The sequence below is a fragment of the Halomonas sp. genome (assembly GCF_014859505.1).
Lineage (GTDB): Bacteria > Pseudomonadota > Gammaproteobacteria > Pseudomonadales > Halomonadaceae > Halomonas.
The window spans coordinates 1-13,872 of record NZ_JACUUD010000006.1; the positions used below are offsets into that span (position 1 = coordinate 1).

At 67.4% G+C, this 13,872-nt stretch carries 13 protein-coding genes; 5 read left to right on the top strand and 8 right to left on the bottom strand.

Features of this window, described 5'->3' with window-relative positions; genetic code table 11:
* On the bottom strand, window positions 1-264 hold a 264-nt coding region (locus IBX53_RS01650; protein WP_290904362.1), incomplete at its 3' end, for a hypothetical protein.
* A gap of 863 nt (window positions 265-1,127) precedes the next feature.
* Here IBX53_RS01650 and IBX53_RS01655 point away from each other — a divergent pair.
* Entirely contained in the window at window positions 1,128-2,315 is a 1,188-nt protein-coding gene (locus IBX53_RS01655) for an O-antigen ligase (protein ID WP_290904364.1), read from the top strand.
* Here IBX53_RS01655 and IBX53_RS01660 read toward each other — a convergent pair.
* The 6 genes from IBX53_RS01660 to gloB all read right to left on the bottom strand — a co-directional run bounded on the left by IBX53_RS01660 (window position 2,300) and on the right by gloB (window position 10,173).
* Complete coding sequence (locus tag IBX53_RS01660; RefSeq protein ID WP_290904366.1) at window positions 2,300-3,916, bottom strand: ABC transporter ATP-binding protein; 1,617 nt, start codon at window positions 3,914-3,916, stop codon at window positions 2,300-2,302. The genes IBX53_RS01655 and IBX53_RS01660 overlap by 16 nt on opposite strands.
* Entirely contained in the window at window positions 3,909-5,024 is a 1,116-nt protein-coding gene (locus tag IBX53_RS01665; protein ID WP_290904369.1) for an ABC transporter permease, read from the bottom strand. Before IBX53_RS01665 ends, IBX53_RS01660 begins: the two co-directional genes overlap by 8 nt.
* Window positions 5,025-5,028: 4 nt before the next feature.
* Window positions 5,029-6,099, bottom strand: a complete 1,071-nt coding sequence (locus tag IBX53_RS01670; RefSeq protein ID WP_290904371.1) for a microcin C ABC transporter permease YejB — start codon at window positions 6,097-6,099, stop codon at window positions 5,029-5,031.
* A 34-nt stretch (window positions 6,100-6,133) separates the two neighbouring features.
* Entirely contained in the window at window positions 6,134-7,930 is a 1,797-nt protein-coding gene (locus IBX53_RS01675; protein WP_290904502.1) for an extracellular solute-binding protein, read from the bottom strand.
* 193 nt (window positions 7,931-8,123) lie between these two features.
* Window positions 8,124-9,329 (bottom strand): transglycosylase SLT domain-containing protein, encoded by a 1,206-nt coding sequence (locus tag IBX53_RS01680; RefSeq protein WP_290904374.1) that lies wholly within the window; start codon window positions 9,327-9,329, stop codon window positions 8,124-8,126.
* A 76-nt stretch (window positions 9,330-9,405) separates the two neighbouring features.
* Window positions 9,406-10,173, bottom strand: a complete 768-nt coding sequence (gene gloB, locus IBX53_RS01685; RefSeq protein ID WP_290904376.1) for a hydroxyacylglutathione hydrolase — start codon at window positions 10,171-10,173, stop codon at window positions 9,406-9,408.
* A 68-nt stretch (window positions 10,174-10,241) separates the two neighbouring features.
* On the opposite strand from gloB, the gene IBX53_RS01690 reads away from it, so the two are divergent.
* The 4 genes from IBX53_RS01690 to nudC are packed head-to-tail and all read left to right on the top strand — an operon-like array spanning window position 10,242 to window position 13,095.
* Complete coding sequence (locus tag IBX53_RS01690) at window positions 10,242-11,045, top strand: class I SAM-dependent methyltransferase (RefSeq protein ID WP_290904379.1); 804 nt, start codon at window positions 10,242-10,244, stop codon at window positions 11,043-11,045.
* A complete protein-coding gene (gene rnhA / locus IBX53_RS01695) occupies window positions 11,038-11,529 on the top strand; it encodes a ribonuclease HI (protein ID WP_290904381.1) in 492 nt (163 codons plus the stop codon). The genes IBX53_RS01690 and rnhA overlap by 8 nt, the downstream gene beginning before the upstream one ends.
* A gap of 46 nt (window positions 11,530-11,575) precedes the next feature.
* Window positions 11,576-12,325 carry a DNA polymerase III subunit epsilon gene (gene dnaQ / locus IBX53_RS01700; RefSeq protein WP_290904384.1) on the top strand — a complete coding sequence of 250 codons (750 nt, stop codon included), beginning with the start codon at window positions 11,576-11,578 and terminating at the stop codon, window positions 12,323-12,325.
* Window positions 12,325-13,095: an NAD(+) diphosphatase gene (gene nudC, locus IBX53_RS01705; RefSeq protein ID WP_290904387.1), complete on the top strand. Its 771-nt coding sequence runs from the start codon at window positions 12,325-12,327 to the stop codon at window positions 13,093-13,095. The genes dnaQ and nudC overlap by 1 nt, the downstream gene beginning before the upstream one ends.
* A 75-nt stretch (window positions 13,096-13,170) precedes the next feature.
* On the opposite strand, the gene IBX53_RS01710 is transcribed toward nudC, so the two are convergent.
* On the bottom strand, window positions 13,171-13,482 hold the full coding sequence (locus IBX53_RS01710; RefSeq protein ID WP_290904390.1) for an SCP2 sterol-binding domain-containing protein: 312 nt from the start codon (window positions 13,480-13,482) through the stop codon (window positions 13,171-13,173).
* Window positions 13,483-13,872 lie beyond the last annotated feature (390 nt).

The window sequence follows — 13,872 nt, forward strand, 5'->3', positions numbered from 1 at the left end:
CGGGCCGTTGATCGGGTCGCTCTGGTGGCTCGGGCTGGGCATCGGATCGTTGCCGTCTCCGAAGCCGGACTTCCCGGCCTGATCGGTGCCAGGATACTGTGCTTCCCGACCCTGCGACTGCTGGCCGAGTTCATTTTCCTGGGCGCCTTGCTGGGTCATCTGCTGCTGTTTATTCAGCTGAGTGTCTTCATCCTGGGCAAGGAGGCCCTGGGTAAAGCCGATGCTCAGTGCGCCCACTGGGATGGCAAGTGCTGTCTTTTTCATATATTTCTCCGCCGATATGTCTTGTCTGGCAATCAGTAAGGTATGCGACTGCTGTGCATTGGCCGATATGACGGCACAGTGGCAGTCTTCAGCTGCATGCACTGCCTGTGGCCATGCAGCTCTTTGACAAAGGCGCCGTTTTCCCTGTGCTCATGGTGAAAAATCCTGTCGAGACACTTCCCTTGTCAATCACATTCCCAGACTAGGAAGTAAGGGCGGGTTTTTCTGTGTTCTATCGAACATAGCCTGGATATTTTATGAGACATAAAAAGACGTGGGCTCCTTGACTTCGCTGCCATGACGATCCGTTTTATGGCGAGCAGTTCGGCCCGTATTACTCCGGTTTCTACGACTACAACGAGTACTTTTTCGGCTAATCTGTTGCTGCGGGCCGAAGCGGTGCCCTCAACCCGCCTCATTCACGAGGGCTCTGATCGGGCGGCATGAAGAAGCTTTTTGCGCAGTTCTTCGGCACCTTCTGGCTCGTTCCACGGCGGTCGCTTTCTTTGCCGAGACTGGTGCAGTCGGCCATCTGTGTCTGACGGCTAAAGTGATCCATCTGCCCTATGGCGTGCACCCGTTCGCGCCGTAATGTGCATGCCCCTGCACCGGATTGCACCCGGTAATCGCCAACCCTGACGGCTATTACTGGGAGGTCGATCCGCCGGGGTTGACGCCGGAACCGGTGGTCGAGGTCAGATCTGGTGGTCGAAATAGAGGCCTGAACTTATCCCGGGTGATAATGAGGCGAGAGGCAGGTACGATGCTCGGCCCCGTCTTCCTCGAGACAAACATTGGCCCCCATGGAGTGGAAAGCCTTGCCCCTTGTTACTGAGCGGTCGGGTGCACGCGCCCTTGTCCTGATGCTGCTTGTAGTCGGGCCGCTGCTGCTGCCTCTGGGGCACTGGCTGGCGCCTATGGCCTTGCTGCTGGTCGCCGGCCTGGGCTGGGCCCATCGCCCGGTGCCGTTCGCGGGTACGCGGCCCCAGGGGTTGGCCATGGCCGCGCTGCTGAGCGTCGGCGCAGCGGACCTGGCGACCGGGCTATGGCACGGGGAAGTGGCGCTGGCCTTGCCGACGGCAGGGGCCGCTCTGTTGGCCGCCGCCATGGTGCCGGCGGCAACGTTGCTGCGTCCAAGGCTGGCCTGGTGGTGGGGTGGCCTCACGCTGGCCGGGGCTGGCAGCGGACTCTGGGCGCTGTGGCAGGCGGGCGTTGCCGGCGCCAGCCGTGCCAACGGCCATGGTGAGGTGAATGCGATCCTGTTCGGCAACCTGGCCCTGCTGACAGGACTGCTCTGCCTGGCAGGCCTGGGGTGGGCGTGGCAACAGAGCTGCCGTCGTCGCTGGCTTGTGGCGCTGCTGCTGGGTGCAGCGGGGGGGCTGTTGGCCTCGGCGCTTTCGGGTACCCGCGGGGGGTGGCTGGCGCTGCCACTCGCCACTCTGGTCTTCTATTGCGCCTACCTGCGCAGCTGGCCGGCACGCTGGCGCTGGGTGATGGTGGGTGCGGTGGCGATTGTGCTGGCGAGCCTCTACCTGGCGCCCCAGAGTGGGGTGCAGCAGCGGGTGGGCGTGGCCATGGAGGAGGCGGTGGACTACCTGGCGGGCGAACCGAACGGCTCCGTGGGGGCGCGGCTGGAGATGTATCGCGGCGCGCTGTTGCTGATCCCCCAGTCCCCCTGGATGGGTCGCGGCCACGGCGGCTACGCCGAGGCCATGAGCGAGCTGGTGGAGCAGGCAAGGGTAGCGCCTGGCCTGGACCGCTACTGGCATGCCCACAACGACCTGCTGGACGCCTGGGTGCGACGTGGCCTGCCGGCCCTGTTGGCTCTGCTGGCGCTCTATCTGCTGCCGTTCTGGGTTTTCACCCCCCGCCTGGTCGCCACCGACCCCGGAACGCGCAGCCTGGCGGTGGCCGGGCTGCTGTTGCCGGTGACCTTCATCGACTTCGGGTTGAGCTACGCCTTCTTCGCCTACCCGATCGGCATCCTCGTCTATGGGGGCTGGCTGGCACTCTTGCTGGCCTGCATGGCCTCGAGTCAGGGTCGGGATTGACTGCCAGCGGGTGAAAGCCCCGCGGCGGCCACCAGGGCGCGGGTGTAGTCGCTCCTGGGGTTCTCCAGCACCTCCAGGCAGTCGCCGCTCTCGACCACGTCTCCCTCCTTGAGCACCATGATGCGGTGGGCCATGGCGCGCACCACGGCCAGGTCGTGGCTGATGAACAGGTAGCTGAGGCCGCGGCGGGCCTGGAGGTCGCGCAACAGCGCCACCAGCTGCTTCTGCACGGTGCGATCCAGGGCCGAGGTGGGCTCGTCGAGCACGATCAGTTCGGGCTCGAGGATGATCGCCCGGGCCACGGCAATGCGCTGGCGCTGCCCGCCGGAGAACTCGTGGGGGTAGCGGTCGGCGCAGTCGGCGGGAAGCCCCACCTCGGCCAGGGTTTCGGCCACCCGGCGAGCCACCTCGACCTCCGTGAGCGTCGGCTGGTGGAAGCGCAGCCCCTCGCTGACGATATCCGAGACCGGCAGCCTGGGCGAGAGCGACCCGAAGGGGTCCTGGAAGACGATCTGCACCCGGCGGCGCAGCCGGCGCAGGGCGCCGCCGCTGAGGGTGTCCAGGCGAGTGTCGCCGAAGGTGATCTCGCCGTGGCTCTGGGTGAGGCGAAGCAGCGCCAGGGCCAGGGTCGTCTTGCCGGAACCGGATTCGCCGACGATGCCCAGGGTCTCGCCGGACGCCAGGGTGAGATCCAGCGGCCTGACCGCTTCGAAGGCCGGTGGGCGCTTCATGAACAGCTTCTTCGGGCGCTGGAAGCTGACCCCGAGGCCGCGGGCCTGGAGCAGCGGCGCACCGCGCGGGACCGCCACCGGGCGGCCCTCCGGCTCGGCGTCGAGCAGGGTGCGGGTGTAGGCGCTGGTCGGTGAGTCGAAGACTCGCTCCACCGCCCCCGTCTCCTGCTCGCGCCCCTGGTAGAGCACGCAGACCCGGTCGGCGTGACGCCGCACCAGGTTGAGGTCGTGGGTGATGAACAGCATGCCCATGCCGTGTTGGTCGCGCAGTTCGGCCAGCAGGGCGAGGATCTCCTGCTGCACGGTGACATCCAGCGCCGTGGTAGGCTCATCGGCGATCAGCAGCTCCGGCTCGTTGGCGATGGCCATGGCGATCATCACCCGCTGGCGCTGGCCGCCGGAGAGCTGGTGGGGCCAGACGTCGATCAGCTCCTCGGGGCGTTGCAGCTTGACCTGGCCGAGCAATTCGATGATGCGGGCCCGCGCAGAGCGCCCGGTGAGCCCCTGATGCAGGCGCAGGGTCTCGCCGATCTGCTTGCCCACGGTATGCAGGGGGTTCAGCGAGGTCATCGGCTCCTGGAAAATGAAGCCTACTCGGCCGCCGCGCACCGCCTGCCAGTCGCGTCGTCGCAGCCGGGAGAGGTCGGTGTCGCCCAGCCAGCGAGTGCCGCCGACGGCGGCATTGCCCGGCAACAGGTTCATGGCGCCCAGCGCCGACACCGACTTGCCGGAGCCGGATTCACCCACCAGGGCCAGGGTCTCGCCGCGGTTCACGGTAAGGGTCAGGCGATTCAGCACGTTGATGCCGTCGAAGGCGACGGAGAACTCCTCGAGGCGCAGCAGCGGGGAGCGGGACGAGGGTTCAGGCATCGGTCTGGCTCCTGGCGGTTGCAGTGGGCGCGCTCGCGGCCGGCACCGGGGTGGCGGCGTGGCGGACATGGCGGGGGTCGAAGGCGTCGCGCAGCCCCTCGCCGATGAACACCAGCAGCGATAGCATCAGCGACAGGCTGACGAAGGCGGTGATGCCGAGCCAGGGGGCGTGCAGGTTGTTCTTGCCCTGGGCCACCAGCTCACCCAGGGACGGCGAGCCCGGGGGCAGGCCGAAGCCGAGGAAGTCCAGGGCGGTCAGGGTGGTGATGGCGCCGGTGAAGAGGAACGGCACGAAGGTGAGGGTGGCCACCATGGCGTTGGGCAGCACGTGGCGCCACATGATCAGCCGCGGCGGCAGCCCCATGGCCCGGGCGGCACGCACGTACTCCAGGTTGCGGGCGCGCAGGAACTCGGCGCGCACCACGTCCACGAGCCCCAGCCAGGAGAAGAGCAGCATGATGCCGAGCAGCCACCAGAAGCCCGGCTGCACGAAGCTGGCCAGGATGATCAGCAGGAAGAGAACCGGCAGGCCCGACCAGATCTCGGTGAAGCGCTGGCCGATCAGGTCGGTCTTGCCGCCGAAGTAGCCCTGGATGCCGCCCACCAGCACCCCCATCACCAGGGAGCCGGCGGTGAGCACCAGGGCGAAGGCCACCGAGAGCCGGAAGCCGTAGATCACCCGGGCCAGCACGTCGCGCCCCTGGTCGTCGGTGCCGAGCCAGTGGCGCCCATCCGGCGGCGCCGGCGAGGGGCGCATCATCTGCATGTCCAGGGTCTGGTAGGAGAAGGGGATCGGCGGCCACAGCGCCCAGCCGTGCTCCGCGATCTGCGCCTGAACGAAGGGGTCGTGGTAGTCGGCGGTGGTGGGCAGGAAGCCACCGAACTCGGTCTCCGGGTAATCCACCAGCAGCGGCACGTACCACTGGCCGTCGTAGCGCATCATCAGCGGCTTGTCGTTGGCGATCAGCTCGGCGCCGATACTCACCACGAAGAGCGCGAGAAACACCCACAGCGAGACCCGGGCACGGCGGTTGGCCCGGAACACCGCCAGGCGGCGGCGGGTGATGGGGGAGAGGTCCTGCGTCAGGGTCGTGAAATAGGCTCTCATCGGCTCAGGACTCCCGTGTCTCGAAGTCGATGCGCGGGTCCACCCACACATAGGTCAGATCGGAGACCAGCTTCAGCAGCAGGCCGATCAGCGTGTACAGGTACAGCGTGCCGAAGATCACCGGGTAGTCTCGCTGCATCACCGCCTCGAAGCCGAGCAGGCCGAGCCCCTCGAGTGAGAAGATCACCTCGATCAACAGCGACCCGGTGAAGAAGATGGCGATGAGCGCCCCGGGCAGCCCGGCGATGATGATCAGCATGGCGTTGCGGAACACATGGCCGTAGAGCACGCCGCCATCGCTTGCCCCCTTGGCCTTGGCGGTGAGCACGTACTGCTTGTGGATCTCGTCCAGGAAGCTGTTCTTGGTCAGCATGGTGAGGGTGGCGAAGCTGCCGATGGTCATGGCCACCACCGGCAGGGTGATGTGCCACAGGTAGTCCTTGACCTTCCCCCAGGTGGAGAGCTCGTGGAAGTCCGGCGAGGTGAGCCCGCGCAGCGGGAAGAGATCCCAGTAGCTGCCGCCGGCGAAGAGCACGATCAACAGGATCGCGAACAGGAAGCCGGGGATGGCATAGCCGACGATCACCAGCCCCGAGGTCCAGACGTCGAAGCGCGAGCCGTGGTGGAGCGCCTTGCGGATGCCGAGCGGGATCGAGATCAGGTAGACCAGCAGGGTGGTCCAGAGCCCCAGCGAGATCGACACCGGCAGCCGCTCGATCATCAGCTCCACCACCGGTCGGTCGCGGAAGAAGCTGGTGCCGAAGTCGAAGGTGGCGTAGTCGCGCATCATGCCGAGGAAGCGCACGTGGGCGGGCTGGTCGAAGCCGAACTGCGCCTCGAGCTGCTCGATGAAGCGCGGGTCGATGCCCCGCGCCCCGCGGGACTCGTCGCGCACCATCACCTCGCCGCCGGCCTCCAGTCGGGTGCTGGCCATGGCGTCGGCACCCTCGAAACGGGCCAGCATCTGGTCGATGGGGCCGCCCGGAGCGGCCTGCACGATGATGAAGTTGAGCAGCATGATCCCGATCAGGGTGGGGATCATCAGCAGCAGGCGGCGCAGGATATAGCGACTCACGAGGGCAGCTTCCTTGTTCGTGTTCGGGGCGGCATCAGCGGCGACGCAGGCGCTGGTTGATCTCGGCTTCCCGCTCGGCATTCACCCACCAGGCGGCGAGGTCCAGGCCATAGGCGGGGAAGGGTTCGGGCCAGCCGAACTTGTCCCAGATGGCGATGCGGGTCTCGCCGGAGTGGTAGTGGGGAATCATCGGGAAGCGCCACAGCAGCACCCGGTCCAGGGCGCGGGCGGTGACGTTGAGCGCCTCGCGGCTGTCGGCACGGATCAGCCGATCCACCAGGTCGTCCACCACCGGGTCGGCCAGCCCCATCAGGTTGCGGCTCTGTGGCGTCTCGGCGGCGGCGCTGGTCCAGAAGTCGCGCTGCTCGTTGCCGGGGTTGTTCGACTGGGGGAACTGGCCCACGGTGATGTCGAAGTCGAAGCTGCGCAGGCGGTTGAGGTACTGGTTGATATCGACGATGCGGATGCTGCCCTGGATGCCCAGGCGCGCCATGTTGCGCAGCATCGGCTGGGTGACGCGCTCCATGCCGGTATCGAAGAGCAGCACCTCCACGGTGAGGGGCTGGCCGGTCTCGCCGTGCACCAGGCGATCCCCTTCCACCTCATACCCGGCCTCTCGCAGCAGATCCAGCGCCAGGCGCAGCCGCTCGCGAAGTTCAAGCGGGTGGTCGAAGGGCAGCGGCTCATTGAACAGCCGCTCGGGCAACTGGTCCCGCCAGGGCTCGAGAAGGGCCAACTCGTCGCCCTCTGGCAGCCCTTCGGCTGCCATCTCGGAATTCTGGAAATAGCTCTCGGTGCGCCGGTAGGCATCGTAGAAGAGATTGGCGTTGAGCCAGGGGAAGTCGAAGGTCAGCGAGAGCGCCTCGCGCACCCGGGGATCGCTGAAGCTGTCACGGCGCAGGTTGAAGACGAAGGCCTGCATGCGCGCCGGCTGGCCGTCCGGCACCGCCAGGCGGCGCACCAGGCCGTCGCGATAGGCGGGGAAGTCGTAGCCGATGGCCCAGGTGGCAGCGCGGGCATCGATGCGGTAGTCCAGCACCCCGGCCTTGAAGGCCTCCCAGGCGATGTCGCGGTCGCGGTAGTAGTCGAAGACCAGCCGGTCGATGTTATGGCGCCCGCGCTTCACCGGCAGGTCCCGGCCCCAGTAGTCGGGGTCGCGCTGATAGACGATGCGCCGGCCCGGATCGAGCTCACCGATACGGTAGGGGCCGGAGCCGGGGTGGGCGGCCAGCGTCGGCGCGGTGAAGTCGTGCTCTTCCCAGTAGTGCCTGGGCAGCACCGGCAGCTGGCCCACGATCAGCGGCAGCTCACGGGAGTGGACCTCGGCGAAGTCGAAACGCACGGTCTGATCACTCAGGGCGGTAACGTCTGCCACGTCGGCGTAGTAGGCACCGTAGAAGGGGTTGCCCTGCTCGGTGAGCAGCTCGAAGCTGTAGACCACATCGTGGGCGGTGACCGGCTCGCCGTCGTGGAAGCGCGCCTCGGGGCGCAGGTCGAACTCGATCCACTCCCTGTCGGGGTCCAGGCGCATGCCGGAGGCGAGCAGGCCGTAGACCGTGAAGGGCTCGTCCGGGTTGCCCTCCACCAGGGTGTCATAGATCTCGAAGAGCCCTGCGGCCGGAGTGCCGCGGATGATGAAGGGGTTGGTGGAGTCGAAGCTGCCGCCCACCGCGGCCTGGGTCAGGGTGCCGCCACGGGGAGCCTCGGGATCGACGTGGGGGAAGTGGGTAAAGCCCTCCGGCAACTCGGGTTCGTCATATAGCGCCAGTCCATGGACGGTAGGGATCTCGTCCGGGGTGGCCGCCGCCAGGCTGGTCGAGCCAGCGGCCATGAGGAGGGCCACAAGAGCCCCCGGCAGCAGATAGGCCAGGGGCAGGCGGCGCAGGGTGACGGGCATCGGCGACATCCTTGGTCGGTGGCAGCCGATCCGCAGTGGGAGCGGCAGTAGTCGGCCAATAAGGTGTCAGGCCCTCAGCGGCTTGGCAAGCCTCTCGGTGCCGCTCCTGTCGTGGTTGCCGTCCTTGTCAGCGAGAGGCAAGGCTCTCGCGGGGCAGATCGAGGACCTGACCGGGCTGGAGGAGGTCGTCGTTGAGGCCGTTGGCCTGGCGGATCTGGGAGACGCTGACGCCCTGTCGGGAGGCGATCGCCGAGAGGCTGTCCCCGCTCTGCACCACGTACGTCCCCTCGCCGCTGCCGGCCGGCGAGGCGGGTGTCTCCAGGCGAGCCATCAGGGTCTCGGCACGGTCGGCCGGCACCAGCAGGACCCTGGCCTGACCGGGGTGGGCCGTGCCATTGCCGAGAGCGGGATTGAGCTCGGCCAGCTCGCCTCGGCTGGCGCCGGAGAGGCGGGCGGCCTCGTCCAGGCCGAGCGGGCGATGCACGGGGATCTTGGCGAAGGCCGGCGCGTCCTCGATCTCGGGGAGGGCGACCCGGTATTGGTCAGGATCATTGATGATGGCGGCGATGGCTTTCAGCTTGGGGACGTAGTTCATGGTCTCCCTGGGCAGGGAGAGGCTCCAGTAGTCCCCGGCATGGCCCTGAGCGACGGCGTTGCGACGCGCCCGGTTCACGGTGCCGGCACCGGCGTTATAGGCGGCCAGCGACAGCTCCAGATCGCCTTCGTACCACTGATCGGCCTGCAGCTCCAGGTAGTCCAGGGCGGCACCGGTCGAGGCCACCACGTCGAGGCGACCGTCATAGCCGCGTGCCCGACGCAGGCCCAGGGCGTCGCCGGTGCCGGGCATGAACTGCCAGAGGCCCGCGGCGCCACGGTGGCTGCGAGCGGTGGGATCGAAGGAGCTCTCCACGAAGGGAATCAGGGCGATCTCGCCGGGCAGGCCGCGTTCCTCGACCTGCTCGACGATCCAGGCCAGCCAGGGGCGGGCGCGCTCGGTGATCTCGACGATGTTGTTCGGGCTTGCGCGGTAGTGGTCGATCCACTGCTGGACCCGCGGCTCGTCGAGGCTCTCCTGCCACTGGAAGCTGGCGCGCAGCCGGCTCCAGGCGTCGCGGGGCTCCAGGGCCAGGGCATCCCAGAAGTGCTGCTCTGTCGGCAGTTGAGGGGCCTGAGCGGTCTGGGGAAGCGCGGTGGCGCCCTGACGGGCGCTCTGGCGCTGCTCGAGGGTCAGGGTCGCGGCCTGGCTGTAGACGCCGCTGGCGAGCAGCGAGCCGAGCAGGGCAGTGGTGCTGGCAAGGCCGATCAGCATGCGTCGCTTGGTGTGGTAGGTCATCCGGAAGAATTCCTCCTGGTCGTGTGCGGTACCGCCGACAGCGGGGCAAACCGCATGACGTCCAATCGGGGCAAGGTCAAAAACTGTCTTTCCAGCGGCGCAGCGTGGCGAAGGTGGCCACGCTGCTGTCGGTGTCGCCATGGGCCGAGGCGGACTGGCGCACGCCGGCATCCTGGCAGCGCAGGAAAGGGTTGATGCGTTTCTCGCGAGCCAGGGAACTCGGCAGTGTGGGGCGGTCGAGTTCCCGGGCGCGCTGGCACTCTTCCATTGCCTTGGCCACATCCGGATTGTGGGGGTCCGCGGCCAACGCGAAGCGCAGGTTGGCCAGGGTGTATTCGTGGGCGGCGAACACCAGGGTGTCATCGGGCAGCGCCGCCAGCTTGTCGAGAGATTCGTGCATCTGCTCGGGGGTGCCTTCGAACAGTCGACCGCAGCCGGCGCTGAACAGGGCATCGCCACAGAACAGCAGCGGCGGAATGCCGGCGGTAAAGAAGGCGATATGATCCAGAGTGTGCCCCGGCACCTCATGCACCTCGAACAGCCGGCCCATGGCGCGAAACTCGTCACCCTCGCCGACTCGCTCGTCAATACCGGCGAGATCGGGGTTGTCGGGGCCGATGACACGGGGCGCATAGCAATCGATCAATGTCGACAGGCCGCCGGTGTGATCCTGGTGGTGGTGGGTGATCAGCACCGTCGAGAGGGTCAGTCCCTCACGCTCGATCAGCTCGATGACAGGGGCGGCATCGCCCGGGTCAACCACGCAGATTTCGGAACTCGTATCCTGGCGCAGTAGCCAGATATAGTTGTCGCCAAAGGCGGGAATCGGTGTCACGCTCAACATGGGAATGGCGTCCTGAATGGGCATGAACGGGTCGCAAAATCCGCCCAGAATGGAGGAGCCTGCTGTCGATGTCAATTTCCCCCACGGTTTCGTCTCTGGCCGCGCTGGTGCGTGATGGTCGCCGCTTCTGGGCCACCCCCGGCGGTCAGGCGGTACGCCAGGCCGAGCGCGCCTGCCTGGGCCCGGTGTGCGAGCGGCTGTTCGGGGTCCACAGCCTCGAGCTCGGCATGGATGGGCCCCTGGCAGACATGTGTCCGGTGCGCCATCCCATGACCTGGGCCCCGACCCGGGAGTTGGCGGAGCACCCTGCCACCCTGGTCTGCTCGCCCGAGGCGCTACCCCTGCCCGACGGCTCTCTGAGCCTGGTGGTGATCCATCATCTCCTCGAGGTGGCACCCGACCCCCACCGCACGCTGCAGGAAGCCGCCCGGGTGACCCGGGACGACGGACGGCTGATCATCTTCGGCTGGATGCCTCTCTCGGCGGGGGCCTTGCTGCGGGTCATGCCCGGTCGTCGGCGTCGCCTGCCCTGGCGGGGCCAGTGGCGCACCCCGGCGCGCCTGCGCGACTGGCTGACATTTGTGGACTTCGAGATCGAGCGGGTAGACTACTGCGGCTTTCATCTGCCCGGCGCGCTGCCCTGCAATGCGGCCCTCGAGACCCTCGGGCGACGGCACAATCTGCCGCTGGGCGACAGCTACATGATCCAGGCGAGTCGGCGCCCCCAGCTGGCGCAGAGCCAGGGCTCGCGGCTTGGCTTCGCCTCGCCCTTCGGCGGCTCCGCCCTGGGCGCGACCCGGCTGGGCCAGTCGCGGTTTCTGCCCGACCCCTATTCCCTCAACGATCAGGAAAGGAAGACAGAGGTTGACTGAAACGCTGACCGAGAAGGTTGCCGATAAGGGGGGCGACGCCTTGCCCGAGGTGATCATCTATACCGACGGTGCCTGCCGCGGCAATCCCGGCCCCGGCGGCTGGGGCGCCCTGCTCAGGAGCGGCCAGCATGACAAGCCGCTGAACGGGTTCGAGGCCCGCACCACCAACAACCGCATGGAACTGATGGCTGCGATCATGTCGCTGCGCGAGCTCAAGCGGCCCTGTCGCGTCCAATTATGGACCGATTCGGAGTACCTGCGTCGCGGCATCACCGAGTGGATCCACAACTGGGTCAAGCGCGGCTGGAAGACGGCCGGCCGGCAGCCGGTGAAGAACGCCGAGCTATGGCGCGAGCTGCTCGAGGAGACCCACCGTCACCAGATCGAATGGCACTGGGTGAAGGGCCACAGCGGCCACCCGGGCAACGAGCGTGCCGACCAGCTTGCCAACGAGGCCATCGATGCGGCGCACTCCCGGGCCTGAGCCGGTCACCGTCATCCCCATCCTTTCCTGAGTCAGAGAGTTCGCCATGCGTCAGATCATTCTCGACACCGAGACCACCGGCATCGACCCCCGGGAAGGCCATCGCCTGATCGAGATCGGGGCGGTGGAGATGGTCAACCGCCGGCTCACCGGCAACACCTATCACCAGTACATCAATCCCGAGCGGGAGATCGAGGCCGAGGCGGTGGGGGTGCACGGCATCACCGACGAGCGGGTGGCGGGCGAGCCGCTGTTCGCCGCGATCGCCGATGAGTTCTGGGCCTTCATCGAGGGCGCGGAGTTGGTCATCCATAACGCCCCCTTCGATGTCGGGTTCATCGATCACGAGCTCGAGCGCCTCAACCTGGCGCGCGGCGAGCCGCGGCTCGGGCCGGTCGCGGCACACTGCGGGATCCTCGATACCCTGGTGATGGCTCGCGACAAGCACCCGGGGCAGCGCAACAGCCTCGACGCCCTGTGCAAACGCTACGAGATCGACAACGGTCACCGGGTCCTCCACGGCGCCCTGCTGGACGCCGAGATCCTGGCCGATGTCTATCTGGCCATGACCGGCGGCCAGACCGCGCTCTCTCTGGACGCCTCCGGCGCGGGCGAGAGCGGCGTGGCCGGCAGCGGCGGGATGGCGATTCGCCGTCTCTCCCTGGAGCCGGGTCGCCTGGCGGTGCTGTCCCCCAGCGAGCAGGAGCTGGTCGCCCATCGTGCCAAGCTGTCGAAGATTCGCGAGGCGGCCGGTGAGTGTCACTGGGATCGCATGGGCGAGGGGGTGGTGCACTGATGCTGCGCCGTGAGCTGCCCCTGGCATCGACGGCAGGGCGGGTCATCCACCTGGCCGAGGGGCGCATCGCCCCGGGGCCGGATGGCGACCTGCTGCAACCGCTGCAACCCTGGACAGCGGCCATGCAGCCGCTCTGCTACTGGAACGACGAGCCGGTGGCGCTTTCACTCGAGGCGGTGCCGGGGGAGGACTGGCAGGATGGGCGGGGCTGGCTGGCCCGGCTGCCGGAATCGCGCTTCGCGCTGCTTTCCACTGCCCTGCAGGTGGGTGCCTGGCTGCGCGATCACCGCTTCTGCGGGCGCTGTGGTGCCCCGGCCGAGCGCCTCGATGCCGAGTTCGCCATGCACTGCCACGGCTGCGGCCACCGCAACTACCCGCGCATCTCGCCCTGCATCATCACCCTGGTGACCCACGGCGATGCCCTGCTGCTGGCGCGCAGCCCGCGCTTTCCGCCGGGGCGTTACTCGACCCTGGCGGGCTTCATCGAGCCCGGCGAGTCTGCCGAGGAGGCGGTGCGTCGCGAGATCTTCGAGGAGGTGGGGCTGCAGGTGGGCAGGGTTCGCTACTTCCGCAGCCAGGCCTGGCCCTTTCCGCATTCGCTGATGCTGGGCTTCTTCGCCGAGGCGGCCAGTCGGCGCATCCGCATCGACGGTGTGGAGATCGCCGACGCGGCCTGGTACTCGCCACGGCGCCTGCCGTCGCTGCCACCGCTCTATTCGATCTCGCGGGCGCTGATCCAGACGCATCTGGACGAGGTCGCTGCGCGCTAGGCGCCGGGCGCGAGCGCCAGCAACGCTGCGGGCCGCCCGGTGGCGGCCCGCAGGGGGAAAGTTCTTCCGCGGCGCTCAGCGCGCGGGAAACAGGCTGGTCAGCTTGGTGGCCAGCATGACGTTGCCGGTAGCCTTGAGCTTGCCGGTCATGAAGGCGGTCATGCCGTTGACCTCGCCGTTCATGATGCCCTTGAGGGTGTCGGTGTCCATGCTGAGGCTGACGGAGGGGTCGTCATGCTCGCCCTCCTGGACCTGCAGGTTGGCGTCCTTGATCACCAGATAGTGGCTGCCGGCATCGCTGAAGTGAAACTGGAAGATGTCATCCATGCCCTGGGCGGCCCGGGCGTCAAAACGGGATGTCAGCTTGTCGAGGGTGGAGAGGCTCATCGCGGCTCCTGGTATGTGGGAGGGTAGTCACGGCTCAGGTTATTTCAAACGACTGTTTCATTCAAGCGCCTTGACGCCGAACGGGCCGGCAGTGGCCTTCGCCTCATCCGACCCCGACACAGGGCTCACAAGGCCACTAATCCCAGGATAAGCGTGGGCTCTCCCCGTCCTACCCGGAACTCAGGCCATGCCGATGTCCTGTCGCATCGGCATAGTGACGGGTCTGGAGGGGCAGCAACGCTTTGCGCAGAGGTGCAGTGGTATCACTGAGGCCCCAGCGTTTGCTGGGGGAGTATCGACCTCGAGTGGGTGTATCATCGCTCCCCAGTAATTGCCGGTGGAAAAGTCGAGTCAGCTGCTGCAGGTGTTGCGCGATATCCCGGCGACACA

Excerpts from the sequence above, each read along its gene's own strand:
- IBX53_RS01680 (WP_290904374.1), bottom strand. The coding sequence starts at position 9,329 with ATGACCTACCACACCAAGCGACGCATGCTGATCGGCCTTGCCAGCACC.
- IBX53_RS01690 (WP_290904379.1), top strand. The coding sequence starts at position 10,242 with ATGTCAATTTCCCCCACGGTTTCGTCTCTGGCCGCGCTGGTGCGTGAT.
- IBX53_RS01665 (WP_290904369.1), bottom strand. The coding sequence starts at position 5,024 with ATGAGAGCCTATTTCACGACCCTGACGCAGGACCTCTCCCCCATCACC.
- nudC (WP_290904387.1), top strand. The coding sequence starts at position 12,325 with ATGCTGCGCCGTGAGCTGCCCCTGGCATCGACGGCAGGGCGGGTCATC.
- dnaQ (WP_290904384.1), top strand. The coding sequence starts at position 11,576 with ATGCGTCAGATCATTCTCGACACCGAGACCACCGGCATCGACCCCCGG.
- IBX53_RS01655 (WP_290904364.1), top strand. The coding sequence starts at position 1,128 with ATGCTGCTTGTAGTCGGGCCGCTGCTGCTGCCTCTGGGGCACTGGCTG.
- IBX53_RS01660 (WP_290904366.1), bottom strand. The coding sequence starts at position 3,916 with ATGCCTGAACCCTCGTCCCGCTCCCCGCTGCTGCGCCTCGAGGAGTTC.
- IBX53_RS01675 (WP_290904502.1), bottom strand. The coding sequence starts at position 7,930 with ATGGCCGCTGGCTCGACCAGCCTGGCGGCGGCCACCCCGGACGAGATC.
- gloB (WP_290904376.1), bottom strand. The coding sequence starts at position 10,173 with ATGTTGAGCGTGACACCGATTCCCGCCTTTGGCGACAACTATATCTGG.
- IBX53_RS01710 (WP_290904390.1), bottom strand. The coding sequence starts at position 13,482 with ATGAGCCTCTCCACCCTCGACAAGCTGACATCCCGTTTTGACGCCCGG.